The organism is Moraxella sp. FZLJ2109, from assembly GCF_024296965.1.
Classification (GTDB): Bacteria; Pseudomonadota; Gammaproteobacteria; order Pseudomonadales; family Moraxellaceae; genus Moraxella.
In genome coordinates, this window is record NZ_CP101112.1 from 1,765,012 (window position 1) to 1,790,287 (window position 25,276).

A 25,276-nucleotide genomic window follows, 5' to 3' on the forward strand; every position below is an offset into this window, starting at 1 on the left:
TTGCTGTCAATTCTCCCAATGGTATAAAAATTGGTAAATTATCAGGCTTTGGCGAGGCTTTTGTTGGTGTTTGGGTGAAAAAATGCTAAACTAATCGGATTATTTACTTAAGTGGAAAAATCTATGTTTCGTCCTTTGGCGCTGTTTATTGGGCTTAGATATACTAAGGCAAAGCGCAAAAACGGCTTTATTTCTTTCATTTCCCTGATCTCGATGATTGGGCTTACGCTGGGTGTGGCGGTGCTGATCACGGTGTTGTCGGTGATGAATGGCTTTGATCGCGAAATCAAATCGCGCATCCTAGGCATGATTCCGCAGGCGGCAGTGATGTCATCGGATATCATCAGCGACTGGCAGCCTTTGGCTGAGCGTATCAAAACCGAAAATAAAGATGTGCAAGCAATCGCGCCATTTATTCAGCTACAAGGGATGCTCACCGCGCAAGGGCAGGTGGCTGGCATTATGGTGACGGGCATCGAACCTGAATACGAAAAGCAGGTCTCGATCGTCGATGAGCACATGACCGCAGGCAGTATTGATAATCTAAAAGCAGGTGAGTTTGGCATTGTGCTTGGTGAGTCGATGGTGTATTCGATGGGGTTACAACTGGGCGATCAAGTCACCTTGGTACTGCCAGAAGCCACGCCATCGGCAGCAGGGGTGATTCCGCGCTTTAAGCGGTTTACCTTGGTTGGCGTATTCCATATCAATAAAGAGATTGATGATGTGATGGGCTTTGTGCAGATGCGTGATGCTGGTGTGATGCTTAGGCTACCTGAAGGGGCACAAGGTTTGCGCATGAAGCTTGATGATATTTTCACCGCGCCAAAAGTGGCAAATAATGCGGTCAATATCGATCCGATGCGCCTACATAGCACGGACTGGACGCAGACGCATGGCAGCTTGTTCGGTGCGATCCAGATGGAAAAAGCGATGATTGGCTTATTGCTATTTTTAATCGTCGTCGTCGCTGCCTTTAATATCGTCTCAAGCCTTGTGATGCTTGTCACTGACAAAAAATCAGATATTGCTATTTTAAAGACCTTCGGTGCATCGCCCAAGCTTATCATGCAAGTATTTATGGTACAAGGTATGATCATCGGCGTGATTGGTACGGTCGTGGGAACGGCACTTGGGGTGACTTTGGCGGTATTTGTCAATGACATCGTCGTCGGTATCAGCAGTGTGTTTGGTGTCAGTTTGTTTGACGGCAGTGTGTATCCTGTGGACTTTTTACCATCAGAAGTGCAAGTGCTGGATATGGTGATGATCATGACCGCGTCGTTCTTACTGAGCTTTTTGATGACGATTTATCCAGCACTACGAGCATCTCGCATCGAGCCTGCTCAGACTTTGCGATACGAATAAGGGGTGTGTGATGAGTATCATTTTAGAAGCCAAAAATATCAGCAAAGTCTATGACGAAGGCAAAATCAAAACCACCGTCCTATCGGGATTGGATCTCACCGTCCAGGCGGGCGAGCGTATCGCCATCGTCGGCAGTAGCGGTTCGGGTAAATCGACACTGCTGCATCTGCTGGGTGGTCTGGATACACCAACCACAGGCGAAGTATGGTTAAAAGGTGCCTGCCTAAATCAGCTTAATGAGACACGCCGTGGCGAGCTACGCAATCAGCATCTGGGCTTTGTGTATCAGTTTCACCATCTACTCGCTGAATTTAGTGCCACCGAAAATGTCGCTATGCCACTACTGATGCGAGCTGATATCAGCATCAAAGAAGCTGAACGCCGTGCCAATGCATTGCTTGAGCGTGTAGGGCTGGGTCATCGACTGCATCATCGCCCAAGCGAGCTGTCTGGTGGTGAGCGTCAGCGTGTGGCGATCGCTCGTGCTTTGGTCACGGAGCCTGCACTGGTCTTGGCAGATGAGCCGACGGGCAATTTGGATGATGAAAATGCTACTGCAGTGTTTGAGCTATTGACCGAATTGCAGTCATCCATCGGCATGGCACTACTGATGGTGACGCATGACAGACAGCTGGCTGCCCGTGCTGACAAGATTCTTGAGATGAAAAGTGGTCAGTGGGCATAATGCTAGGTTAAATGACTCATAATAAAAGTACAAAATGACAAAAGGCAGAAATTTGATTTCTGCCTTTTGTATTGTTAAGCTTGGATTATTTGGATGTGGTACTGGATGTCAGATAGCGACTGATGACCTGTTCATAGACATCAATAAATGCCAAATATTGCTCAAGTGGTACCCGCTCATCAATCTTATGATTGAGCATTGGAATACCTGGCCCATAGATGGCTAGGTCTATGCCATCACGATGCCGCAAAAACTGCGCCGCATCGGTCGTGCCTGAGGCGGCCATCGGTGAGATTTGCGTTTTGCCAAATCGCTGCTTGGCAGCACTCAGATCTTGCTTAAGTACAGACTGCATCAGATCGAACTGCGCCGACACCCCAAGTGAGGGCTGATCCTTGACTGTGTCGATGATGGCATCGATCAGTGGTGATGATGCTTTGGCTTCTACTGGCGGCAGATCGGCGGTGACTTCTAAGGAGAGATTGAGTTTTTGTTCGCTGTTGAGTTGATCAATGATGCGTTGAATTTCGGCAATCACTGCTTGATTATCAAATTCAGGCACGGTGCGAGCATTGGCTTGATATTCCGCATGGTCTGGGATGGAATTGATTTGATTGCCACCTTTAATCAAAGTGACATTGCTAAATCCTTTGCCAAGTATGGCATTATCGGCGGTATTGAATTTTTGTTGGAGCTCGCCATTAATGATCATCTTCGCTAGCGTGAGTGCGTCGATGGCATTTTTACCTGTGGTAGGCATAGATGAATGCGTAGCAACACCTTTGGCGATGACTTTATAATTCAGCGATCCTTTGTGTGCATGAATGATGCCGACATTACTTGGTTCGGCAATCAGTAGGTCATCGACATCATCCATGTAGCCAAGGGTAGTGAGCTGATTTGCACCAAGTTCACCAACCTCTTCACCGACGGTGGCGATCAGACGAATCGTACCAGTAAAATTTTTGGTCTCATTCAGTCGAATCATCGCCATCACCAGTCCCGACAGTCCCGACTTCATATCTGTCGCACCCCGACCCCACATTACGCCATCGTCATCGATGTGTGCCGAAAACGGTGGATGCGACCACTCGGCAGGGTTGCCAGCATCAACGATATCCATGTGCCCTGAGATGGCAAGCGTTTTACCCTTGCCATTACAGATCTCGGCAATTAGATTGCTGCGACTAGGCGCATAGAGAATCAAAGTCGCCTGAATGCCGTGCGATTTAAGCACATCACGCAGATGCAGATACTCAGCAACCCGGGCTTCATGGTTGTTTTTTTGATGGAATTTGGATTATATCTCGCAAAATGCGGATGGATTCATTGGTGGCGGGATCATAAGTTGGCTTGGTGCTTGCTAAAGCAGGCGTCCCAAATAGCAATCCTGTTACTAGCATTAATGACATCAAGGCTTTTATGGTACACTCCGTTGTATGATATGAGTATACTTTAAAGCGTTAATGGCAAGTTTGCAAGGTGAGCGCTTATCCAAACTTTGACCACAGGGTCAAAAAAGCCATGCGCACATCGTTGCATGGCTAAATCAATCAGATCAATGTGCATGACCAAGATTACGATTTGCTATTTAAATAATTGGCAATGATTGCTTGATATGCATCAATAAAATCAAAATACTGTCCGATATTGATCCGCTCATCGATCTTATGGTTCAGCATTGGGATACCTGGCCCATAAACCGCCAAATCTACATCATTTTGATGGCGCAAAAACTGTGCAGCATCGGTCGTACCCGATGCTGTGATCGGCGCAAGTCCCTTGGGGAATCTTTTGGCAAGGGTGCTTAAGTCTTGGTTCAGTACTTGACCCATGCTATCTAGTAGATAAGGTACTTGTAATCTTGGCAGATCTTGGGTGGTATCGATGATGCTGTGAATCAATGGTGAATCTGGTGCGGCGTATACAGGCGGCTGATCGGCGGTGATGATTAGACTTAGCTCATAGCCGTCTTGGGTGTTCAGCGTATCGATGATGGCTTGGATGTCATGGATGACCGCTTGGTTATCATACTCAGGGATGGTGCGGGCATTGGCTTCAAATTCAGCATGATCTGGAATGGAATTTACCTGCGTGCCGCCTTGGATGAGCGTGATATTATGCAGGGTATTGCCAAGTAGTGGATTGGTGATGGCATCAGCCTTGGTTCGGATATCGGCAGTGATCTGCATCATGGCGTTATTCAGCTGCTCGATGGCGTTATTGCCAAGCTCAGGCATAGATGAATGCGTAGCAACACCTTTGGCGATGACTTTATAATTCAGCGAGCCTTTGTGGGCATGGATGATGCCGACATTGCACGGCTCAGCAATCAGTAAGCCATCGACATCATCCATATAACCAAGCTTGGTCAGCTGCTGAGAGCCGTATTCGCCAACTTCTTCGCCGACGGTCGCCATCAGGCGAATCGTGCCAGTGAAGTTTTTGGTCTCATTCAGATGAACCATCGCCATCACCAGTGCAGCAAGGCCTGATTTCATATCCGATGCACCCCGGCCCCACAGCACACCATCATCATCGATGTGTGCCGAAAATGGCGGATGCGTCCAAAGACTAACATCACCAGCACTCACCACATCCATATGTCCTGAGATGGCAAGCGTCTTACCATTGCCATTATGAATTTCAGCAACCAAACTTGACCGATCTTTACAAAACTCAACCAGCTCTGATGAGATACCATAAGACGCCAAAAATTCCTGTAAATGAAGAGCGACTTTGGCTTCATGATCGTTTTGGCTGTCAATTTTGATTAAGTCGCACAGCAGCGTCAATGCTGTACGCTGCTCGTTACTGATCTGTGGAGCAGTGGGTTTGTTATTGTTAGTGGCATTTGAATCGGTAGATAAGTGATCTAATAAAGTTTCGCACATAGGATACTCTTTTTTTTTGGTTTATAAAATGAAAAAGGTGAAACCATAAGTTTCGCCGATGAATGGCTCAGCCAGTATTTCGCAGACCCTGTGCTACGCCATTGATGGTCAAGTGAATCAGCTGTAATAATCGAGCATCATCAAAATTATCACTGCGATCTAGCGACTGCTCGCCACGGCGTTCTTTGAGTAGTAGTACCTGTAGCCAGTTTAATGCATTCAAATACGGTAGGCGCAGTGCCAATGAGCGCGCCAACGAGCGGTTGTCTTCAAGCAAAGTTTTATGCCCAGTCAGCTTTAACAGGGCTGATTTACTGCGCTGATATTCTGCTTCGATCATCGCATAGATTGCCTTGGCGGATTCTTGGTTTTCGGCAAGTTCGACATAAGTCTTGGCGATGGACAAATCAGTCTTGGCAAGCACCTGCTCCATGTTTGATAGCATCGCGTAGAAAAATGCACTGTCATCGGCATGGGTGATCAGCTGCTCTAAATGATCATTATCATCAGCGATTAGGCTTTCGATCGCAGTACCAAAGCCATACCACGCAGGCAACATCAAGCGGTTTTGCATCCAAGAAAATACCCACGGAATGGCGCGTAAGTCCTGAATGCGTGCAAGACTCTTACGGCTAGCTGGGCGCGAGCCAATGTTCAGCGTCGCAATCTCGGTAATCGGACTGGTTTGCAAGAAATAATCAATAAACGCAGGATGTTCAATCAGCGCACGATAATGGTTAAACGCGCGTTCGGACAGCGATGACATCAAGCCAAAATCAGGCGTCATGGTCGCATTTGGTAGCACGGTAGCTTTGAGCGTCGCAGCGACCAGCACTTCGAGATTGTGCTCGGCATTATTGGCTTCGGCGTACTTGGCAGTGATGACTTCGCCTTGTTCAGTGATGCGGATTTGACCTGCCACCGAGCCTGCAGGCTGTGCCAAAATCGCTTCAAATGATGGACCACCACCGCGACCGACACTGCCACCACGACCATGGAATAGACGCATCTGCACTTGATGTTTCTCAAAAATCTGCACCAATTTTTCTTCGGCTTGATACAGTGACCACTGACTGGTGACATAGCCGCCATCTTTGTTGCTGTCAGAATAGCCAAGCATGATTTCTTGGGTATTGTTGCGGCTTTTGAGCAGGCTTTGATACCACGGTTTGGCAAGTAGCTCATCCATTACGCCAATGCAGTTTTGCAGAGCTTCGATGGTCTCAAACAATGGCACAATATTGACGCGCGATGTCGGCACGCCATTTTCTACTTTCAAAAGCCCTGTCTCTTTCATGATCAAGGCAAGTGCAAGCATATCGCTGATGGTTTCGCAGTTTGAGATGATGCTTTGTTCGATAGCTGCTTCACCATAGCGATTTTTGATATCTGCCGCTGCCAAGAAAATATTCAGCTCTTTGGTGGTCTGCGCATCGTACTCGACATAATGGCTGTACAATGGGCGCGCGGTGGCAAGCTCACGCAGTAGCACGCGTTGGCGCGCGGTCTCAGATAGGCTTAGATAATCTTCCAAATCGGCGTGCTTGAACAAATCATGCACCGTCTCAGCATGGATTTGCGCGTGCTGACGCAAATCCAGCGGCATCAGATAAAAGCCGAACAAGCTCACCGCGCGCATTAAATCAGTCAAGCGACCTTGGGCAAGATATTCACTGCCATTATCGGTCAGCGAGCGGTGCAGTTTTTGTAAATCTGCCAAAAACTCATCGCTATTGGCATAAGCATTCGCCTTGCCAAAGCGACAGCCATAATCCAGACCCAGTGCATTACTGCTCGCAACGATACGCGCAGAGATCAGCGCAACCGCTAAGCGATACGGCTCTTCGGCGCGTGAAATCAGCTTTTCTGGCGAGTTTTCTGCCATCTTAAGCACATCATCATTGACTTTCACACGGCGAATCGACAGCGGCAGCTCTTGATACAGCTCGCCCAATTGATCGCGATAAAAATAAAACAGTGCCGCACTTTGACGCTTGAAGGCTTGGCGCAGCGTATCAGCATCGACAAAAGGGTTGCCATCACGGTCGCCACCGATCCAGCCACCGATGCGAATGACATCAGGCAAGATCGTCTGTGGATAAGCTTCATTCAGCTGATGACCTAGGCGCGCATACAGACGCGGCAAGGCTTGGAAAAAACTTAAATCAAAATACGCCACACCATTGATGATCTCATCAGAGACATTGAGCTTAAACGGGCGCGTCTCATTGGTCTGCCATAGGGATAGCAGCACGGTTTTGATTTGGTTGGTGAGTTTTTGTTTTTGATAGCCGACCGCGAATTGAAAATCGGTCAATAGCGCGCGGATTTGGCGATGAAGCTTTAGCACGCTTTGACGCTGTACTTCGGTTGGGTGTGCGGTCATTACAGCGCTGATATTGATTTTGTTTAATTCGCTTTGTAACTGTGATGGAGTAATGCCGCTGTTTTCGATTTGGTTTAATACGCCTGCAAAGCTTGATGAATTCGGCGTTAAATCTTGTGCTTCATAGCTTTGGCGACGGCGCGCATGGTGATGATCTTCAGCGATATTTAATACTTGCGCAAATAGACTGCAGGCGCGGATTAGGTTTTCGGTTTGGCGGCTGTTGAGCTTCGGCAGCGCTTTTTTGATCACGGTTTCAGGGTTGCCACCTTCGATCAGCTGATGAATGGTCTCAGCGACGATCGGCGAAGTCTGCTCTTCAAGCACATCAAGTAGCGCGCGGCTTAATAGCTCAGTATCGGCGATCAGTGGTAGGTCTTTTTCTTGGTCGAGAAACTCAGCAGGTGTGTTTTGGTTGGATTTTTTGCTGCTCATGGTGGTTTCCTTATCATGCAAAATTACATGGTTTACATTATTAATAAACAAAACTTATCTAAAGAAAATTTATTCATACTTTATGGCATATTACACCAGTTTGATGAAATTTTAAAGTCAAAAATGCAGACTTTCTTGGCTGGTAAATTTAGTAAAAAATAAGACTGCTTTCCCTTGCATTTCCCCAATTTTTCGGTATAATACGCCAAAATTAGTAAATTTTAAGACTAATTTATCCATTCAGCATTTTAGGAATTTTTATGAAAATTTTAACTTTAGCGACATTGGGAGTTGCCATGCTTTTAACCGCTTGCACTACAACCAATAATACTACCGAACCAGAGCCTATGATTGGTATGGCAAATCCTGCTTCAGAATTTTGCGTAAAACAAGGCGGAAAATTAGAACCTCGTAAAGATAAAGATGGCGGTGAATATGCGATGTGTCATTTGCCAAATGGTCAAGTGGTAGAAGAATGGGATTATTTTCGCAAGCATAGCAAATAATACCTGTTCTCACCATTTGTGGCATGGCGTAATATAATTTACGCCATGTTTTTTTTAGGGAATATTAAGAAGATGTGATGAATTATTTTAATGAACTTGGCAATGCCATTGCTCAAATTGATGGTGCGGTTGAGCATTGGATTGTCAAACTTGGCTTAACTTATAATCATTTTGCGGTGTTGTATAGCTTGGCGGACAATGCAGATGGCACAACTCAAAAGCAGATTTGCGATGAGTGGTATATTCCTAAGCAAACCATTTTTAATATTTGTAAAGAATATAAGGAAAAAGGCTTGCTTGAATTTTACCCAAGTGCGACCGATAAGCGTGAAAAAATCATGCGTTTGACAGACGCAGGCAGGGCGGTTGCCGAGCCGATTTTGGCAAAAACGCATGATATAAGCAAGCAAGTGTTTGCTGAATTTGGTACAGAAAAAACCGCTCAATTATTTGCTTTAATGCACGAATTTAGTGTTATTTTTAATCAAAAAGTTGCTACACATGACTGATTTAACCTTAGAACCGACCATGTTTCGCACGCTTAAAAGCATTGCGATACAACACAAAAAACGCTTATTTGCTACCTTTAGCCTTGTATTTGCGGAAAATTTGCTTTTGTTGCTTTATCCACTGGTGGGTAGTTTTGCGGTCAATGCGGTGCTGGCTGGCAATTTATTGTCAGCGTTGGCTTATGCGTTGATGGTGCTGGTGATTTGGGCGGTTGGTTCGGCACGGCGTGCGGTGGATACTCGTGCGTTTACTCGGATTTATAGTGAACTTGCCGTGCCTGTGATTTTGGGGCAACGACACAAGGGTTTTGATGTATCCACGACCACTGCTCGAGTGGCGTTATCAAGGGAATTTGTTAATTTTTTTGAACAGCATTTGCCGATACTTATCACATCTGCTTTTTCTATTGTTGGGGCGGTGGTGATGTTGCTTTTGATTGAATTTTGGTCAGGTGTGGTGGCGTTGGGCATTGTCATGGTATTTGCTTTTATTTTGCCAAATTATATCAAGATGAATGATAAGCTGTATTTTAAGCTCAATAATCGCCTTGAAAAAGAAGTGGATTGCGTGGAGCGTGCCAGTCATCGAGAACTCTCCAAACATTATGGCTTAGTGGAACGGTTGCGGATTTTGATTTCCAATCGTGAAGCGGTGAGTTTTTTGTGTATTGGTGTAGCGATGGCGATTTTGTTTGGCGTAACGCTCACCGTGCTAACGCTGAAAAATGGCGTAACGGCTGGGCATATTTATGCGGTGATTACTTATTTGTGGACATTTGCCATTAGCCTTGATGATATGCCAAGATTAGTGGAAGAATTATCTAAACTCAAAGATATTGGCAAGCGCGTGGAAGTAGGACGGGGTGAAGCGGTGGCGGTGTGATGGGTAATGTGCTGGGCAGTTTATAGCCCAACACATTGTACGATAAATCACTTTTCAGCTTTTGAGACATTGGTATATTGATCGAAATTCTCAATATACTGATCTAGGTTCTCTGACAGCATTTGTTGATATTTTTCGGTGTAAAACTTGATGATGTCGTCTTTTTCTTTGGCAAGATCGCTGCCTTTAACAAAGCCGATACTTGCTGCTGATACCGCAAAGCGCGCTGCGGCATAGTTTAGGCTTGCGGCGACTTGTCCTGCGTGCGACTGTGGGCTCAGCTGACTGTTGGCAAGATTGATCACTTGATCAGCGCGCTCAAAAAACGCATTCATCTGCGCTTGGAATTCTTCTTCGTTAAATTCTGGTTTGTTACTCATAATTTTTCCTAGTATTATCAATGGGTTAAATGACTTTTTAAAGATCAAATACAGCTTATAAAAAAGCCTTAGAACACGCTTATTCTAAGGCTTTTATCATGCTTAAGCAAGAGATTTACTGATTAAATCGCGGTGCGCAGCAGCTCAGCTTTATCGGTTTTTTCCCAAGTAAAGGCATGGTCTGAGCCTGTGCGACCGAAGTGACCGTAGCTGGCGGTTTGTTGGTACATCGGCTGCAATAGATCAAGCATACGCGTGATACCATAAGGGCGCAGGTCGAAGTGCGCGCGGATTAGATCGACGATTTGTGCGTCGCTGATTTTACCTGTGTTAAAGGTATTAACCGAGATTGAAGTCGGCTCAGCGACACCGATGGCATAGCTGACTTGTACTTCGCAGCGATCAGCAAGGCCTGCTGCGACGATGTTTTTGGCGACATAGCGACCTGCATAAGCAGCCGAGCGATCGACTTTTGATGGATCTTTACCACTGAATGCACCGCCGCCGTGACGCGCCATACCGCCATAGGTATCGACGATGATTTTACGACCAGTCAGACCAGCATCACCGACAGGACCGCCGATGACGAATTTGCCCGTTGGGTTGATGTGATATTGTGTGCCTGCGTGTAGCAGCTCAGCTGGGATGACTTTTTTGATGATTTCTTCCATCACCGCTTCATGTAGGTCAGTTTGGCTGATCTCTGGGCTGTGCTGAGTTGATAGCACCACCGCATCGACGGCAAATGGCTTGAACGCTGCATCATAATGCAAGGTGACTTGCGCTTTGGCGTCTGGACGCAGCCAAGGCAAAGTACCGTTTTTACGAAGTTCAGCTTGACGCTCCATTAAGCGGTGTGATAGCTGAATCGGTGCAGGCATCAGTACTTCAGTTTCGTTGGTTGCATAGCCGAACATCAAGCCTTGGTCGCCTGCGCCTTGGTCTTCTGGGCGTGATCGATCGACACCTTGGGCGATCTCTGGTGACTGCTTGCCGATCATGTTAATCACTGCGCAAGTTGAGCCATCAAAGCCAAGATCTGAATGGTTGTAGCCGATGTTGTTTACGGTGTCGCGGACGATGGCTTCGACATCGATGTTCGCGTGTGTGCTGATCTCGCCAGCTAATACCACCGCCCCTGTTTTTACCAAGGTCTCACACGCCACGCGCGCATCTTTGTCTTGTTCTAAGATAGCATCAAGTAGGGCATCAGAGATTTGGTCTGCCATCTTATCTGGATGGCCTTCGCTGACAGATTCTGAAGTAAATACGGAATAATTCATAAGATTTTCACTATAAAAAAGAAGAAAAAAAGTGTGCGATTCTGGTGGCTTTTTTAGGCTTGACAGAACAAATACCCACTCGCAAAAGGCTTGGTCTGAATCAATCATTCATCGATAAGAAAAATCTTTGGGTATTTGGCGGAAAATTATACTTGAAAAGTGTGATAAAAACCAATGAAAAATTTTCATATAAAGATGAAAATGATTACGCTTACGGTTGTGAATGTGATGAAATTGATCAAATAGAAAAATCGTCAGAAGACTTGGCAGACTTTTGGGCTTGGACTTTTTCTTGTTCGGCGCGGGCTTTTTCGCGGGCTTTATGACCTTTTTGCTTGCTAAATCGCGGCGCTTTGGCGTTATAACCGTGGCGTGCTTGCCAGTCGCGCACCGTGCGATAATGCCAAAAAATCCGAAACGCCACGCCCAGCACAATACTGGTGATGATCGCAGACAGCACAAGCCCGACCACCATCGTTTGCCAAGAGAAAATCTTGTGATGGGTAAAGGGGTTAATAGCGTCGCTTGTCGTCACCCAAAGGGTTAAATCGCTTAAGATGATGCCAATGCTGCGAATGCCGATCATCGGCTCACCAAGCAGCCACGCGCCAAGCGAATACGCCGCCCAAAATACAGGAATGCCTGTCAAAGGATTGGTAATCCATGTCAAAGCCACCGCCATCGGTACATTGGCACGCACAAGCAGCGCACCGATGATGGCAAGCGGCATCTGCCCTGGTAGTGGAAAAAACGCCGCCAACACGCCGACATATACCGCACGATTGAGCGAACCACGATTCATCTGCCACAGGCGCGGATCTGCCAAAAACGGTGCAAACATCGCGATCAGGCGATTTTCACGCAGCTTTTCGGGGGTAGGCAGCCAGGCTTTGATTTTATTTTTTGGCATGAAAATCTGGTCGCGAGTAGCATGGATGGTTGGTGATAAATTTAAGTCACTGATTATAACAAAATTTTATAAAAATTTCGATGTTAAAGCGTGTGTTTTTGTAAGCAAGCGGTATCGGAAACTGTATCTGTTGCTACAATGATTTTTGCTAAGAGTATTTACCAAGCGTATTTGCTAAGATAAAGCGCATGCCAGTTTGTCAATGTATCTGATAATCATCTGATGAATGCTTTTTAAATCATGGCGTACGCGTGCAAGCTGTGCTACAATGGCAAGGTTTGATAAAGGATAATTTCATGACTGACAAAATTAAAATCGCCACACCAAAGCCATCGACAAAAGCCAAAAAAGCCTTGATTTGGATTGATCTTGAAATGACAGGGCTTGATACCCAGCGCGATGAGATCATCGAGATTGCAACCATCGTCACGGATGATGATTTGAACATCCTTGCTGAAGGTCCCGTGCTTGCCATCAAGGTCAGCGATGTGGTGCTAAATGGTATGGATGACTGGAATAAGAACCAACACGGACAATCTGGTCTGATTGATCGCGTGCGCCGCAGTAAAGTGACGCTTAAAGATGCTGAAGCGCAGACCATTGAATTTCTGTCAAAGTGGGTGGATGCGGGCATCTCACCGATGTGTGGTAATTCCATCTGTCAAGATCGCCGATTCTTGGCGCGCCAAATGCCGAAGCTTGAGCGTTATTTTCACTATCGCAACCTAGATGTCTCAAGTATCAAAGAGCTGTGCTATCGCTGGCGTCCTGATGTGGCAAGTGGCTACCATAAAGGCGGCGCGCATCTTGCCCTAGACGACATCCGCGACTCAATCCGCGAGCTGCGCCATTATCGTGAGCATTTTTTTAAGTTATTGGATTGATGGCTGTGCAATGAATCAACGGAACGCAGTGAGTGTGTTCCGTTTTTATTTATAAATTGGTTTAAAAATCAATGACTCATCATCAGATCATTGATTAAGATTGCGTTTTTTTTTCTTGAAAAATTGCCCTGCCATCCTTATAGTATAATCACCGCTGATGATTTTATGGGTATCTGTATAATTATCCAAAGCGTGACAATGCCGATAATCTACACATAATAAATGGCATATTAACATTATAATAAATTCATAATTAAATAATAATCAATAAGGAGCTTTCCATGACTACTGTCACCCACACCCGACAAGTCGAACAATTAAACAAAGGTATGCCAACTTCTGATGGTGCAGGCGTGAATTTGACGCGCGTACTGACGCACAATCTACAAAAACGCCTTGATCCATATCTGATGCTTGATCACTTCAGCAGCGATGACCCAAATGACTATATCGCAGGTTTTCCTGATCATCCGCACCGTGGCTTTGAGACCATTACCTTTATGATCCAAGGTCGTATGCTGCACCATGACAGCGCAGGGCATCGCGGACTACTTGAAGATGGCGGCGTGCAGTGGATGACGGCAGCGCATGGCGTGATCCATTCTGAGATTCCCCAACAAGAAAACGGTGTGATGGAAGGCTTTCAGCTGTGGCTGAATCTACCTGCCAAGGATAAATTGAACAAGCCTTGGTATAAGGATTTTGCTAAGGCGGATCTACCGCACGCGCGATTGGATAATGGCGTGGATGTCACGGTGATTGCAGGTCATAGTCATGGTGTCGATGGCGCGGTGACGCGAGAAGTGACTGAGCCGACTTATTTGGATGTCAAAATGCCTGCAGGTGCGCGTTTTGAGCAGCAGCTGCCAGATACGCACAATGCCTTTATCTTTGTCTTCCGCGGCAGTGTCAGCATCAATGGTAAAAAAGTTGCGCTTGATACCATGGCGATCTTGGCAAATGATGCAGGCAGTGATGGCGTGGTCATCGATGCAGATGAAGACGCGCGATTCTTATTGATCGCAGGTAAGCCGCTGAATGAACCAATCGTCCAATATGGTCCATTTGTGATGAATACCGAACAGCAAATCATCGATGCGATGAATGATTATCGCGCAGGCAGATTGGGCGAAAAAGCCGATGTGATGGCTGAATAAACCATCCGCATAAGTTGTCTATATTAATAAGATGAATTAAAAAATTTTCCGTTCAAATTTGATCTTATCATGTGAATTTGGGCGGAAAATTCATACACAAGGATCACCAAGATGAGTGATAATATCTTAAAGCCGCGTGAGGCACTGCTCAATGAAGGACTGTATGTCAATCGCGTATTGCCACAGCGTGGTCGTCGCACGATTGGCGCGTGGTGCTTTTTGGATCATTTGGGTCCAACCAAGTCGGATAAGCCGCTTAATGTCGGCGAGCATCCACATACAGCACTACAGACTTTTACTTGGATGATCGCAGGTGAGACGCTGCATCATGACAGCTTGGGCAATGCCAATACCGTAGGTCCAGGTGAGATCAATATCATGACGGCAGGGCATGGTATCGCACACACTGAAGTGAATGCACCGAACAGCACGGGCGATATGCACGCGGTGCAGCTGTGGATTGCCTTGCCGCCTGATCGATATGATGGCGCGGCGGATTTTCAACATTTATCACAGCTGCCTGTGTGGACAGATCAGGGTGTGACGCATACTTTATTGGTTGGTGAATTTGCTGATCAACGCTCCGCTGCTAAGGTCTATACGCCGCTTGTGGGTCTAGATCTACACAATGACAGCGATACGGCGCAGATGCTGACTTTGCCATTGAATACTGAGTTCGAATACGGTATATTTGTCAGCCTTGGCGAAGCGCAAGTGGCGGATAGTACTGTGCCGATGCATCATCTGTATTATCAGCAAGCAGGCGCGAGTACACTTACCATCAGCTTGCCTGCTCATGCGCGTGTGCTGCTGATCGGTGGCGTGCCGATTGATTATCCTGTGACTATGTGGTGGAACTTTGTCGGTCCTGATAAGGGCTATATCGGCACGGCATTCGGTGATTGGCAAGCACAAAATGCACGCTTTGCCCCTGTAGTAGATGCGCCGTATCGCTATGACGCGCCGCGTCCGCCGTGGGTGGATTAATACAAATTATGCAAAAGACGAAAATTGATGGTTTTCGTCTTTTTTATTTTTCGTTATAATGCTATTTCAATTTATCAACCAATGGAGTGTAGGGTGAAAAAAACTGTTTACCCTAAGCATGGTGGCTGCAGCGCAAATCTTATGATGGCACCAAGCGTGCAAGCGCAGACGAGTGCGATGCCTGATACTTTGGCGCAGGTCATGAAGACTAAGACTTTGCGCGTGTGTTCACCAGGCGATTATAAGCCGTTTAGCTTTGATCATCAGGGTAAGTTTGAAGGTGTGGATAATGACTTGGTTGAGCTGTTGGCAGACAGTATGGGTGCAGAAGTTCAGATGGTTAAGACCAGTTGGTCAAATCTGATGAGTGATTTTACCGCGGGTAAGTGCGATATTGCCATCGGTGGCATTTCGATTGCTTTACCGCGTCAGCAGCAGGCGCTGTTTACCGAGCCTTATTTTACCAATGGCAAAACGCCACTGGTGGGCTGTGAAGATGTCGCCAAATACCAAACCATCGAGCAGATCAATCAGCCAACGGTGCGTATCGTAGCCAATCCTGGTGGCAGTAATGAGAACTTTGCTCGCACTGTTTTGACCAAGGCAAAGCTTACGATGCATCCTGAAAATTTGACGATTTTTAATGAAGTGGCTGAAGGTCGTGCGGATGTATTTGTCACCGAAGCGGCTGAAGCCATCGTCAAGACGCATGAGCACAAAGGCGTGCTATGTGGCGTGAATCCTGATAAGCCGCTCAAACCTGCCGAAAATGGCTGGCTGATTCCTAATAATGATTTTCGCTTCAAGGCTTATGTGGATCAGTTTTTCCACCTAGAAAAGCTATCGGGCAATTTGGATAAAGTCATCAACAAATGGCTACCCAAGCAATAATCAAAGCGATAAGCTCAAAATCACTGCTAATTGGCAGTGTTTTTTTTATACGCTAAAATTCGCCAAAACAATCTCATACCCAATGAGCAGCCCGATTTCTGCCGTCACCTGTCTGTCATCATATCGCCAGTCACCGAGCACTAGTCGAGCTTTGTTACCCAATAGATGCACAGCAGGGCGGTGGGTATGACCATGTAGTAATATATCACAGTCTGTTAATGCTTTTTGAACTGCATCATGATTGACATCCATGATGGTAGCTGACTTTTGGCGTTTATCATTGTGTGATTTATCTTTAATATCTTTACCAAGCTTTGAGCGAAAAGATAATGGCGTAGCCAGCAGGAGCCATCGCACCGCAGGATGACGGATGATGGCGCGATATTGCTGGTATTTGACATCATCCGTACATAGCGCATCGCCATGCTCTAGGCGGATGCGATGCGTGGATGTCGTGAGATAATAAGGCTCTGCGATGATTGCACCGCCAAATAATTTGGTGAGTTTATCAGACAAAGCAAAATCGCGATTGCCATGCATGACTAAGATTTGCACCTTTTTGTCAGACAGTTTTTTTAGGGCTTTGATGATGGGTGTGAGCCAATGCATGTCTTTGGTTTGTTTATCCAAGCTTAAATAAGCATCATCACCGATCCAAGCATCCAACCAGTCGCCAAGAATGTATAAGCTATTCAAATTCGGCAGGTGGCACAGATCTTCAATCAGGCGAATAAATGCCGCTGCAAGCTTGGGCGTATGTGCTGATAAGTGCAAATCACTAACAAAAACCGCCTGAATTTCAGACGGCTTTGTGGTGAAATAATAATCAGCGCTGTGCATTATTTCTTAATAACTTTAGCGCTGTTGATCACGATCGGTGTGGTCGGTACATCCGCGTGATAGCCGAAGCGACCAGTTGGCACGCCTTTGATTTGGTTCACGACATCCATGCCATCGATGACGCGACCGAATACGGCATAGCCCCAACCTTGTGGTGTTGGGCTGGTGTAGTTTAGAAAATCGTTGTCACGCACATTGATGAAAAACTGTGCTGTCGCCGAATGTGGATCAGAAGTGCGAGCCATGGCGATAGTGCCTGTGGTGTTTTTTAGGCCGTTGTCTGCTTCGTTTTTGATTGGTGTGCCGGTGCGTTTTTCGTTCATTTCGCTGTCCATGCCACCGCCTTGGATCATAAAGCCATCAATCACACGGTGAAAAATCAAGCCGTCATAATGACCAGACTCGACATAGTCGATGAAGTTGGCGACCGTTACAGGTGCTTTTTCGGCGTTTAGCTCGATGACGATGTTGCCATAAGTGGTGTCAAATTCTACAATGGGCATATCCATAATAAATCCTAATCAAGTGAGTGAAATTTTGGCTATTATAGCACAGTTGTCGGATAAATATGGGGATGATTTTATCGATTTCAAAGGATTTCAAGGATAAATCCGCCAAGAAATTGCTGATTAAACAGATGAAAAATCATGCCAATTATGCTAAAGTATCAAGGTTTATTTTGTATTGATTGATAATAATTTGGACAAAGATATGACCACTGCTAACGAGCTACCCGAAAAAAACGATTTTATCCGTACCATCATCCGTGATGACCTGCAATCAGGCAAGCATGAGAGCATTTTGACCCGTTTTCCACCTGAGCCAAATGGCTATTTGCACATCGGCCATGTCAAGTCGATTTGCCTAAACTTCGGTGTGGCAGGCGAGTTTGATGGTGCGTGTAACTTACGCTTTGATGACACCAACCCAACTGCCGAAAAACAAGACTATGTCGATGGTATCAAAGAAGATGTCAAATGGCTTGGCTTTGACTGGGCGGGTGATGTGCGTTATGCATCGAGCTACTTTGATCAGCTGCACGCTTGGGCGGTACAACTCATCAAGCAAGGGGATGCCTATGTCGATCTACAAAGCATTGATGAAATCCGTGCCAATCGTGGCTCATTCACCGAAGTGGGCAAGCCATCACCGCAACGCGATGAGAGTGTGGAAGTGAATTTGGCTCGTTTTGATGACATGAAAAACGGCAAATATCCTGATGGTGGTGCAGTACTGCGTGCCAAGATTGATATGGCACATCCAAACATGAATATGCGTGACCCTGTCATCTATCGGGTGATGCACGCTCATCACCATCAGACGGGCGATGACTGGTGCATCTATCCGATGTATGACTTTGCCCATCCTTTGTCTGATGCGCTTGAGGGCATTACGCACTCGCTGTGTACGCTAGAGTTTGAAGATCATCGCCCATTTTATGATTGGGTGATTGAGAAAGTGGGCTTTAATAATCCGCCACATCAGTACGAATTTAGTCGTCTAAACATCGATCATACCCTGACCAGTAAGCGTAAACTGAAGCGTCTGGTGGATATGGGTGTGGTGTCAGGTTGGGATGATCCGCGTATGCCGACCGTGGCTGGTATGCGTCGCCGTGGCTATACGCCTGAGGGCTTGCGTGATTTTTGTGAGCGTGTGGGCATTACCAAATCTGATGGCCTGGTGGATCATCGTATGCTTGAGTTTAGCGTGCGTAAATCGCTCGAAGACACCGCCGCTCGTGGTATGGCGGTATTGCGTCCCTTGAAGGTCACCATCACCAACTTTGATGAAGCGGTGGCAAAATTTGACGAACTCAAAAACCCAAAAACTGTGGCTGATTTTGATGGTGAAGTGCTATGGCTCACCCAGCCAAAGCATCCGTCCTTGGATATGGGCGAACGCCGTATTCCATTTACCCAGACCATCTATATCGACCAAACCGACTTTGAAGTCGTGCCACCAGCAGGCTACAAGCGTCTATCGCCAGAAAATCCTGAAATCCGCCTGCGTAATAGCTATGTCCTAAAAGTCAATGAGCATAAGCTGGATGATGCAGGTCAAGTGGTTGAGCTGATTGCTACTATTGATGAAAATACACTGGGTAACAACCCAGAAGGTCGCAAGGTCAAAGGTGTCATCCACTGGGTATCAGCCAGTCATGGTGTCGATGCGGTGGTGCGTCTGTATGAGCATCTACTGCTCGAAGATGATGAGATTAGTGATGTTAGCTTACACGAAAAAGAAATCATCGATGCCGATACCGATGCTGATACGCTGTGGATCAAGCAGCATCTGAACCCAAATTCACTCACCATCTGTCAAGCGGTGGTTGAGCCTGATTTGGCAAAAGCTGCGGCAGGCGAGCGTTTCCAGTTTGAGCGTGAGAGTTACTTTATCGCTGATGCCATCGAGCACAATGCTGATTTGCCAGTATTTAACCAAATCGTAGGGCTAAAAGACAGCTTTAAGCCTGAGTGATGCGGTAGTCAAATCAATACACCAAAGCCTTATTCATGACGGAATAGGGCTTTTGTTTTATTGCTATAAAAAAATCAAGCCATCATTTGACGGCTTGATTGGTACTTTGGTCAATTAGATAGCTTATTCAACCTGACTGACATCACGCACAGCACCAGTATCAGCACTGGTGGTCATCGCTGCATAGGCGCGCAGGGCGGCTGAGACTTGGCGTGTGCGATTGACGGGCTTGAAGGCTTGTTTGCCACGAGCCAGCATCGCTTCACGACGAGCGGCCAGTACTTCGTCTGATACTGCTAGATGGATACGACGATTTGGGATATCAATCTCAATGGTGTCAAACTCTTCGACCAAGCCAATAGCACCGCCTTCGGCAGCTTCAGGGCTGGCATGACCGATAGACAGACCTGATGTACCACCGCTGAAGCGACCATCGGTGAGTAGGGCGCAGGCTTTGCCTAGACCTTTTGACTTCAGATAAGATGTCGGGTAGAGCATCTCTTGCATACCAGGGCCGCCTTTTGGGCCTTCGTAGCGAATGATGACGATGTCACCTGCGACGATCTGATCATCCAAGATGGCAGCGACTGCAGAGTCTTGGCTCTCAAACACACGAGCACGGCCAGTGAATGTTAGGATGCTTTCGTCCACACCTGCGGTCTTGACCACACAGCCACGCTCAGCGATATTACCAAATAGTACCGCAAGTCCGCCATCTTGAGAATAGGCGTGTTCACGGCTGCGGATACAGCCTGATTCACGATTGACATCGAGATTTGACCAGACTTTATTTTGGCTAAAGGCTTGGGTGGTGCGTACGCCGCCTGGGGCTGCGATATATAGGTCACGTGCTTGGGTATTGTCAGGATTCATGATATCCCACTTGGCAAGTGCATCAGCCATCGTCGCACTGTGTACAGTCGGCACATCAGTCTGTAGTAGCCCTGCACGGTCAAGCTCGGCTAAGATGCCCATCACGCCACCGGCACGGTGCACATCTTCCATGTGATATTTTTGGGTAGCTGGGGCGACTTTTGATAGACAAGGTACTTGGCGAGATAGGCGATCAATGTCCGCCATCTTAAAGTCCACACCTGCTTCATTGGCAGCAGCCAATAGGTGCAAGATGGTATTGGTCGAGCCACCCATGGCGATATCTAGGCTCATGGCATTTTCATAAGCGGCTTTGGTGGCGATCGAGCGTGGTAGCACCGATGCATCATCTTGTTCATAGTAGCGTTTGGCAAGCTTGACGATACGGCGACCTGCTTCTAGGAACAAATCTTTTCGCTTGGCGTGCGTCGCAAGCAGTGAACCATTGCCTGGTAGTGATAGACCAAGTGCTTCGGTCAAGCAGTTCATCGAGTTTGCGGTGAACATACCTGAGCATGATCCACAAGTTGGGCAGGCTGAGCGTTCGGTGGTCGCGACATCAGCATCATTAATCAGATCATCAGCCGCGTCGATCATCGCATCGACTAGGTCAAGCTTACGCACCTTTTGACCGCTCTCATCGGTCACAGTCTCATGCACGGTATGACCATCGCCAAGTGTGCTTGCCAGTACCTTGCCTGCTTCCATCGGGCCGCCAGAGACAAAGATGGTTGGGATATTCAGACGCATCGCTGCCATCAGCATACCCGGGGTGATTTTGTCGCAGTTTGAGATACAGACCAGTGCATCGGCACAGTGGGCATTGACCATATATTCGACGCTATCAGCAATCAAATCACGGCTAGGCAAGCTATACAGCATACCGCCATGACCCATCGCGATGCCATCATCGACAGCGATGGTGTTGAACTCTTTGGCGACACCGCCGGCAGCTTCGATCTCACGAGCGACCAGCTGACCTAAGTCCTTAAGATGCACATGACCTGGCACGAACTGAGTGAATGAGTTGGCGATGGCGATGATTGGCTTGTTAAAATCGTCATCCGTCATACCTGTGGCGCGCCATAGGGCACGAGCACCTGCCATGTTGCGACCAGCGGTAGAAGTTTTGGAGCGATAAACTGGCATAAATGTTATTCCTATAATTTTGTCAAACTTGACATGAATGAAATTTGTTCGGTTATTTTAGCATTGTTTGACGCGCTTTGGACAGCTTTTTAGCCGAACTTTGCGCTAATTCCGACCCAACCAAAAGTTTGCCAAATTTTCTCGTTATATAATAATTTATTGGCTTTTCATATATAATTACAAAGTTGATACAAGTTAAAATATAAGCATATTTATTATTATAAATCAATAAGTTATGATAATTTATTATCAATAAATGACTGCCAAATTCATCATCAATATATCGGAAAATTTGCAATATCAAGCAAATCTTGCTAGGCTGTTTGCCAAACATGATTGATTTTTAATTGTATTTTTCTGTGCAAAAGGAAATGGGGATCACCCCGATTGCGCGAAATTGACATCATGGGAGATATGGTCTGACAGCTTTGAAATAATACTGCGTTAAGCTTGCTTGTTGCACTGCTTGTACAACTTCGCTCGTTTTATTTCAAATTTGTCTGACTTAAAGTGTTTAACCAGTCAAATAATACAACTAAAAATCCATCCCAACAAAGTGCTTTTTGATAAAGGATGAGATTTATGAATCAAACCGATAAATCGACACAAAGCCATGATGAAAAAATCATGCAAGCAGGCGTGAATATCAGCCGTTTTGGGATTTTCCCCAAGGTAAGTGTGCCTGTGTTTGCCATTTCTGCGGCGCTGATCATTGTGTTTATGCTGTATGGCGCGCTGTTTAGTGATCATGCTGGCTGGCTGTTCGGACATCTGCAGTCGTGGATCAGTACGCATTTTGGCTTTGCATTGATTATTTTATTTAACATTGCTTTGGTGTTTTGCTTATATTTGGCGATGAGTCATTATGGCGATATTCGCCTAGGGCATCAGACCGAGACGCCGCAGTACAGCTTCGGTTCGTGGATTGGAATGCTGTTTTCGGCAGGTATCGGCATCGGGCTTTTGTATTGGGGTGTGGCTGAGCCGTTGTATCACTTTGTCTCGCCACCCGTTGAACAAGCGCAGACCGTCGAAGCGGCAAAGGCAGCGATGCAGATTTCATTTTTGCATTGGGGTCTGCACGCGTGGGCAGTGTATGCGGTGGTGGCGCTGTCTTTGGCGTATTTTCATTATCGTCGTGGTCTGCCGCTGTCGGTGCGTTCGGTGCTGTTTCCGCTGATTGGTAAGCGTATTTATGGCGGTTGGGGGCATACGGTCGATATTTTGGCGGTGTTCGGCACGATGTTTGGTGTGGTGACCAGTCTTGGCTTGGGCGTGATGCAGCTTGAGACAGGACTTGTGCAGATGTTTGACATTACGCCGAGCATGACGCTTAAAGTCATTTTGATCGCTGGTATCACCGCGTGTGCGGCGGCATCGGTGTTGGCAGGTCTGGATAAAGGCGTGAAGCGCTTGAGTGATGCGACGATCATCGTGACTTTGCTGATTCTTGGCTTTGTGGTGGTGACTGGTCCGACGCAGTTTATTTTTGATAGCTTTGTGGAGAATGTCGGCAATTATGCGGGTAATCTAATCACCCTTGGGCTGTGGAATGAAGCTTATAGCGATAGTAATTGGCAAGCGAGTTGGACGGTGTTTTATTGGGCGTGGTGGGTGAGTTGGTCGCCATTTGTCGGTGTGTTCATCGCGCGCATTTCGCGTGGTCGTACGATTCGTGAGTTTTTGTTCGGTGTGCTGTTTGTGCCGATGTTGCTGCTGTTCTTTTGGTTCACGGCGTTTGGCGGTGTGGCGGTACAAATGGAGCTTGGTGGCAACTTTGGCTTGGTCGAAGCGGTGCAAGCTGACTATGGCAGTGCGATTTTTAAACTGTTGGAATATTATCCATTTACCAAGGGCTTGATGGTGATTATCCTTGTGATGATCGTACTATGGTTCGTGACTTCTGCTGATAGCGCAAGCCTTGTGGTGGATATGCTGACAGCAGGTGGTGAGACTGACGCGCCGAAGATTCAGCGACTGTTTTGGGTGTCATCTGAAGGTGTGATGGCGGTGGTGCTACTTGCCGCGGGTGGCTTGACAGCATTACAAGCTGCTGCAATTGTGGCTGGTGTGCCGTTCGCGGTGGTCGTATTTGTGATGATGTACGCGCTGCTTCGGGGGCTTGGGCGCGATCGCTTGACCTTGTATCGTAAGAGCCAGTGGTACATTACCCAAGAATCTGCCGATCATAACTCAGCCGATGAGATGGTTGATGAGCATCTGCTCAAAGGGCCGCTTGCATTGCCTGAAGATGACGGTAAATGATTTGGTGATGTTGATTTAATCTTAAAACCACCTGTGGGCGTATGTATCCAATACGCCCATTTTTTTTAAATTGTTATATTTAAAAAATAAAATATGTAGGGCGTGTTGTACACATCGATGTAGGTAAAGGTATTTGATTTTAAAGAAAATTTTAGAAATTGATATGTCTTTTCCCTGATGGTGCGGATGTCGCACAACAACTAGGATGGTTTCAAGATTTTTGTAATACTGATAATTTAAATTATGCCAAACCATCATTTGCCAAAACTGCATCAATAATACGCTCGTGCAAAAACTGCAAGCGATCAGGGGTGTTTGCCTTGATGGTATTGATGGTGTACGTGGTGGCAAGGGCGTGGGCATTGGGCAGCTGCACAAAGCCTGTCGATGGCGCGATAGTGAGTATCCCACCGCTCATATCTTGACTATTTAGATGAAACTGACTGCTTTTGTGTAGGACATTGACAAGACCTGCCATTTGCCATTTGTCCGCTTCATTGGTGATCATCTCGGTCAGATCATTGCCGTATAAGGCTTGTGATGACTTGGCGGTGTTGGTAAAATTCAGATGCAGCGCTAATGGCAAATCATCGCAGACGATGACTGTCGTGCCTGTGATTTTGATATGATGCGCAGGGCGAATCGTGCCTGCGGGCAGTCCAAGCAGGGTATTGGCATCGTTTGCGCTCATTTTCAGATTGATTTTTTTGAGCAAATTGGCGGTGAGCGGCGTGTCTGCCTTGATCTCATCAGGTAGGCTGTCATAATGCGCCAAAAACATCTGCGGCAAGTCAAGCTGGTGCGTCACTTGCACATTTTTGACATTATGCACGCGAAACACAAACGACTCATCGACTAAGATGGATTGTAATTCAAGCTCTAAAATATCGGCGCTTTGGCTCATGATGCTAACTGGTTAAACAAAAAATCCTACTATATCATATTTTGATAAAATCGTGGTAGAATGTTGGTAAAATCTTTCTGCATCCAAGCATCAAGGGGAATATGATGACTGCTGTTTATGACGATACCAATATTTTTGCTAAGATTTTGCGTGGTGAGATCCCATCGCACAAGGTCTATGAAGATGATAAGACGCTTGCTTTTATGGACATCATGCCTGTGGCAAAAGGTCATGTGCTGGTGATTCCAAAGTGCCAAGCGGTCGAGCTGTCGGATTTGCCGTGTGAATATGCTTGCGCGGTGTTTAAGACTGCACAAAAAGTGATGGCAGCACAGCGTGCGGTGCTTGGCGTACAAGGCATCACCCAGATGCAGCTGAATCACTCAGATGCAGGTCAATCGGTGTTTCATTATCATATGCACCTTGTGCCGACGCATTTTAGTGCCTTTGCTCATCACGAAAGCAAGATGGGCGACCAAGACGAACTGGCCAAATTGGCAGAACAGCTACGCACCGCCATTGGTGAATAATTACCAAATCACTCTTTTTTATAAAAGTGTTTATCAAAAAAGCAAAAAGCCAACAAATTATAATGTTGGCTTTTTT

22 protein-coding genes are annotated in these 25,276 nt (G+C 46.5%); 12 read left to right on the top strand and 10 right to left on the bottom strand.

Annotated elements, in window-relative coordinates:
- The first annotated feature begins 123 nt into the window (after positions 1-123).
- Both NKU06_RS08535 and lolD read left to right on the top strand, forming a co-directional pair.
- Positions 124-1,368, top strand: a complete 1,245-nt coding sequence (locus NKU06_RS08535; RefSeq protein ID WP_254730022.1) for a lipoprotein-releasing ABC transporter permease subunit — start codon at positions 124-126, stop codon at positions 1,366-1,368.
- Positions 1,369-1,378: 10 nt separating this feature from the next.
- Positions 1,379-2,053, top strand: a complete 675-nt coding sequence (gene lolD / locus NKU06_RS08540) for a lipoprotein-releasing ABC transporter ATP-binding protein LolD (protein WP_254730023.1) — start codon at positions 1,379-1,381, stop codon at positions 2,051-2,053.
- Positions 2,054-2,138: 85 nt separating this feature from the next.
- Here the strand turns inward: lolD and NKU06_RS08545 are convergent, their stop codons facing one another.
- From NKU06_RS08545 to ppc, 3 genes are all read right to left on the bottom strand, one after another.
- Positions 2,139-3,290, bottom strand: a complete 1,152-nt coding sequence (locus NKU06_RS08545; protein WP_254730024.1) for an ArgE/DapE family deacylase — start codon at positions 3,288-3,290, stop codon at positions 2,139-2,141.
- Between the two features lie 340 nt (positions 3,291-3,630).
- On the bottom strand, positions 3,631-4,947 hold the full coding sequence (locus NKU06_RS08550; RefSeq protein WP_254730026.1) for an ArgE/DapE family deacylase: 1,317 nt from the start codon (positions 4,945-4,947) through the stop codon (positions 3,631-3,633).
- Positions 4,948-5,014: 67 nt separating this feature from the next.
- Positions 5,015-7,768, bottom strand: a complete 2,754-nt coding sequence (gene ppc, locus NKU06_RS08555) for a phosphoenolpyruvate carboxylase (RefSeq protein ID WP_254730028.1) — start codon at positions 7,766-7,768, stop codon at positions 5,015-5,017.
- Between the two features lie 260 nt (positions 7,769-8,028).
- On the opposite strand from ppc, the gene NKU06_RS08560 reads away from it, so the two are divergent.
- The 3 genes from NKU06_RS08560 to NKU06_RS08570 all read left to right on the top strand — a co-directional run bounded on the left by NKU06_RS08560 (position 8,029) and on the right by NKU06_RS08570 (position 9,666).
- Positions 8,029-8,274, top strand: coding sequence for a DUF333 domain-containing protein (locus NKU06_RS08560; protein ID WP_254730030.1), 246 nt, complete (start codon positions 8,029-8,031; stop codon positions 8,272-8,274).
- 77 nt (positions 8,275-8,351) lie between these two features.
- Positions 8,352-8,783, top strand: a complete 432-nt coding sequence (locus NKU06_RS08565) for a MarR family winged helix-turn-helix transcriptional regulator (protein ID WP_254730032.1) — start codon at positions 8,352-8,354, stop codon at positions 8,781-8,783.
- A complete protein-coding gene (locus tag NKU06_RS08570) occupies positions 8,776-9,666 on the top strand; it encodes an ABC transporter six-transmembrane domain-containing protein (RefSeq protein WP_254730034.1) in 891 nt (296 codons plus the stop codon). The genes NKU06_RS08565 and NKU06_RS08570 overlap by 8 nt, the downstream gene beginning before the upstream one ends.
- A gap of 47 nt (positions 9,667-9,713) precedes the next feature.
- Here the strand turns inward: NKU06_RS08570 and NKU06_RS08575 are convergent, their stop codons facing one another.
- The 3 genes from NKU06_RS08575 to NKU06_RS08585 form a co-directional block, all read right to left on the bottom strand.
- Complete coding sequence (locus NKU06_RS08575) at positions 9,714-10,046, bottom strand: DUF3144 domain-containing protein (protein ID WP_253223303.1); 333 nt, start codon at positions 10,044-10,046, stop codon at positions 9,714-9,716.
- Between the two features lie 122 nt (positions 10,047-10,168).
- On the bottom strand, positions 10,169-11,329 hold the full coding sequence (gene metK / locus NKU06_RS08580; protein ID WP_253223304.1) for a methionine adenosyltransferase: 1,161 nt from the start codon (positions 11,327-11,329) through the stop codon (positions 10,169-10,171).
- 238 nt (positions 11,330-11,567) lie between these two features.
- Positions 11,568-12,239 (bottom strand): DUF2062 domain-containing protein, encoded by a 672-nt coding sequence (locus NKU06_RS08585; RefSeq protein ID WP_253223305.1) that lies wholly within the window; start codon positions 12,237-12,239, stop codon positions 11,568-11,570.
- 296 nt (positions 12,240-12,535) lie between these two features.
- On the opposite strand from NKU06_RS08585, the gene orn reads away from it, so the two are divergent.
- The 4 genes from orn (at position 12,536) to NKU06_RS08605 (ending at position 16,158) form a co-directional block, all read left to right on the top strand.
- Entirely contained in the window at positions 12,536-13,123 is a 588-nt protein-coding gene (orn, locus tag NKU06_RS08590; protein ID WP_254730036.1) for an oligoribonuclease, read from the top strand.
- 281 nt (positions 13,124-13,404) lie between these two features.
- A complete protein-coding gene (locus NKU06_RS08595; protein ID WP_254730038.1) occupies positions 13,405-14,280 on the top strand; it encodes a pirin family protein in 876 nt (291 codons plus the stop codon).
- A gap of 111 nt (positions 14,281-14,391) precedes the next feature.
- Positions 14,392-15,267 carry a pirin family protein gene (locus NKU06_RS08600; RefSeq protein ID WP_254730040.1) on the top strand — a complete coding sequence of 292 codons (876 nt, stop codon included), beginning with the start codon at positions 14,392-14,394 and terminating at the stop codon, positions 15,265-15,267.
- 93 nt (positions 15,268-15,360) lie between these two features.
- On the top strand, positions 15,361-16,158 hold the full coding sequence (locus NKU06_RS08605; RefSeq protein WP_254730042.1) for a transporter substrate-binding domain-containing protein: 798 nt from the start codon (positions 15,361-15,363) through the stop codon (positions 16,156-16,158).
- Between the two features lie 45 nt (positions 16,159-16,203).
- Here the strand turns inward: NKU06_RS08605 and NKU06_RS08610 are convergent, their stop codons facing one another.
- Together NKU06_RS08610 and NKU06_RS08615 are read right to left on the bottom strand one after the other, a co-directional pair.
- Positions 16,204-16,998 (bottom strand): UDP-2,3-diacylglucosamine diphosphatase, encoded by a 795-nt coding sequence (locus NKU06_RS08610; protein WP_254730044.1) that lies wholly within the window; start codon positions 16,996-16,998, stop codon positions 16,204-16,206.
- The gene (locus NKU06_RS08615; protein ID WP_371928007.1) at positions 16,998-17,507 is read right to left on the bottom strand and encodes a peptidylprolyl isomerase; all 510 of its coding nucleotides are present in this window, start codon (positions 17,505-17,507) and stop codon (positions 16,998-17,000) included. The genes NKU06_RS08610 and NKU06_RS08615 overlap by 1 nt, the downstream gene beginning before the upstream one ends.
- 202 nt (positions 17,508-17,709) lie before the next feature.
- Between NKU06_RS08615 and NKU06_RS08620 the strand changes: the two genes are divergently transcribed.
- Positions 17,710-19,479: a glutamine--tRNA ligase/YqeY domain fusion protein gene (locus NKU06_RS08620; protein WP_254730046.1), complete on the top strand. Its 1,770-nt coding sequence runs from the start codon at positions 17,710-17,712 to the stop codon at positions 19,477-19,479.
- Positions 19,480-19,602: 123 nt separating this feature from the next.
- On the opposite strand, the gene ilvD is transcribed toward NKU06_RS08620, so the two are convergent.
- Positions 19,603-21,501, bottom strand: coding sequence for a dihydroxy-acid dehydratase (gene ilvD, locus NKU06_RS08625; RefSeq protein ID WP_254730048.1), 1,899 nt, complete (start codon positions 21,499-21,501; stop codon positions 19,603-19,605).
- Positions 21,502-22,083: 582 nt separating this feature from the next.
- Here ilvD and NKU06_RS08630 point away from each other — a divergent pair.
- The gene (locus NKU06_RS08630; RefSeq protein ID WP_254730050.1) at positions 22,084-23,766 is read left to right on the top strand and encodes a BCCT family transporter; all 1,683 of its coding nucleotides are present in this window, start codon (positions 22,084-22,086) and stop codon (positions 23,764-23,766) included.
- Positions 23,767-24,007: 241 nt separating this feature from the next.
- On the opposite strand, the gene NKU06_RS08635 is transcribed toward NKU06_RS08630, so the two are convergent.
- Positions 24,008-24,670 (bottom strand): hypothetical protein, encoded by a 663-nt coding sequence (locus tag NKU06_RS08635; protein ID WP_254730052.1) that lies wholly within the window; start codon positions 24,668-24,670, stop codon positions 24,008-24,010.
- Between the two features lie 104 nt (positions 24,671-24,774).
- Here NKU06_RS08635 and NKU06_RS08640 point away from each other — a divergent pair, with 104 nt between their 5' ends.
- Positions 24,775-25,200 carry an HIT family protein gene (locus NKU06_RS08640; RefSeq protein WP_254730054.1) on the top strand — a complete coding sequence of 142 codons (426 nt, stop codon included), beginning with the start codon at positions 24,775-24,777 and terminating at the stop codon, positions 25,198-25,200.
- The last annotated feature ends 76 nt before the right edge of the window (positions 25,201-25,276 follow it).

Excerpts from the sequence above, each read along its gene's own strand:
- NKU06_RS08535 (WP_254730022.1), top strand. The coding sequence starts at position 124 with ATGTTTCGTCCTTTGGCGCTGTTTATTGGGCTTAGATATACTAAGGCA.
- lolD (WP_254730023.1), top strand. The coding sequence starts at position 1,379 with ATGAGTATCATTTTAGAAGCCAAAAATATCAGCAAAGTCTATGACGAA.
- NKU06_RS08550 (WP_254730026.1), bottom strand. The coding sequence starts at position 4,947 with ATGTGCGAAACTTTATTAGATCACTTATCTACCGATTCAAATGCCACT.
- ppc (WP_254730028.1), bottom strand. The coding sequence starts at position 7,768 with ATGAGCAGCAAAAAATCCAACCAAAACACACCTGCTGAGTTTCTCGAC.
- NKU06_RS08560 (WP_254730030.1), top strand. The coding sequence starts at position 8,029 with ATGAAAATTTTAACTTTAGCGACATTGGGAGTTGCCATGCTTTTAACC.
- NKU06_RS08565 (WP_254730032.1), top strand. The coding sequence starts at position 8,352 with ATGAATTATTTTAATGAACTTGGCAATGCCATTGCTCAAATTGATGGT.
- NKU06_RS08570 (WP_254730034.1), top strand. The coding sequence starts at position 8,776 with ATGACTGATTTAACCTTAGAACCGACCATGTTTCGCACGCTTAAAAGC.
- NKU06_RS08575 (WP_253223303.1), bottom strand. The coding sequence starts at position 10,046 with ATGAGTAACAAACCAGAATTTAACGAAGAAGAATTCCAAGCGCAGATG.
- metK (WP_253223304.1), bottom strand. The coding sequence starts at position 11,329 with ATGAATTATTCCGTATTTACTTCAGAATCTGTCAGCGAAGGCCATCCA.
- NKU06_RS08585 (WP_253223305.1), bottom strand. The coding sequence starts at position 12,239 with ATGCCAAAAAATAAAATCAAAGCCTGGCTGCCTACCCCCGAAAAGCTG.
- orn (WP_254730036.1), top strand. The coding sequence starts at position 12,536 with ATGACTGACAAAATTAAAATCGCCACACCAAAGCCATCGACAAAAGCC.
- NKU06_RS08595 (WP_254730038.1), top strand. The coding sequence starts at position 13,405 with ATGACTACTGTCACCCACACCCGACAAGTCGAACAATTAAACAAAGGT.
- NKU06_RS08600 (WP_254730040.1), top strand. The coding sequence starts at position 14,392 with ATGAGTGATAATATCTTAAAGCCGCGTGAGGCACTGCTCAATGAAGGA.
- NKU06_RS08610 (WP_254730044.1), bottom strand. The coding sequence starts at position 16,998 with ATGCACAGCGCTGATTATTATTTCACCACAAAGCCGTCTGAAATTCAG.
- NKU06_RS08615 (WP_371928007.1), bottom strand. The coding sequence starts at position 17,507 with ATGGATATGCCCATTGTAGAATTTGACACCACTTATGGCAACATCGTC.
- NKU06_RS08620 (WP_254730046.1), top strand. The coding sequence starts at position 17,710 with ATGACCACTGCTAACGAGCTACCCGAAAAAAACGATTTTATCCGTACC.
- ilvD (WP_254730048.1), bottom strand. The coding sequence starts at position 21,501 with ATGCCAGTTTATCGCTCCAAAACTTCTACCGCTGGTCGCAACATGGCA.
- NKU06_RS08630 (WP_254730050.1), top strand. The coding sequence starts at position 22,084 with ATGAATCAAACCGATAAATCGACACAAAGCCATGATGAAAAAATCATG.
- NKU06_RS08635 (WP_254730052.1), bottom strand. The coding sequence starts at position 24,670 with ATGAGCCAAAGCGCCGATATTTTAGAGCTTGAATTACAATCCATCTTA.
- NKU06_RS08640 (WP_254730054.1), top strand. The coding sequence starts at position 24,775 with ATGACTGCTGTTTATGACGATACCAATATTTTTGCTAAGATTTTGCGT.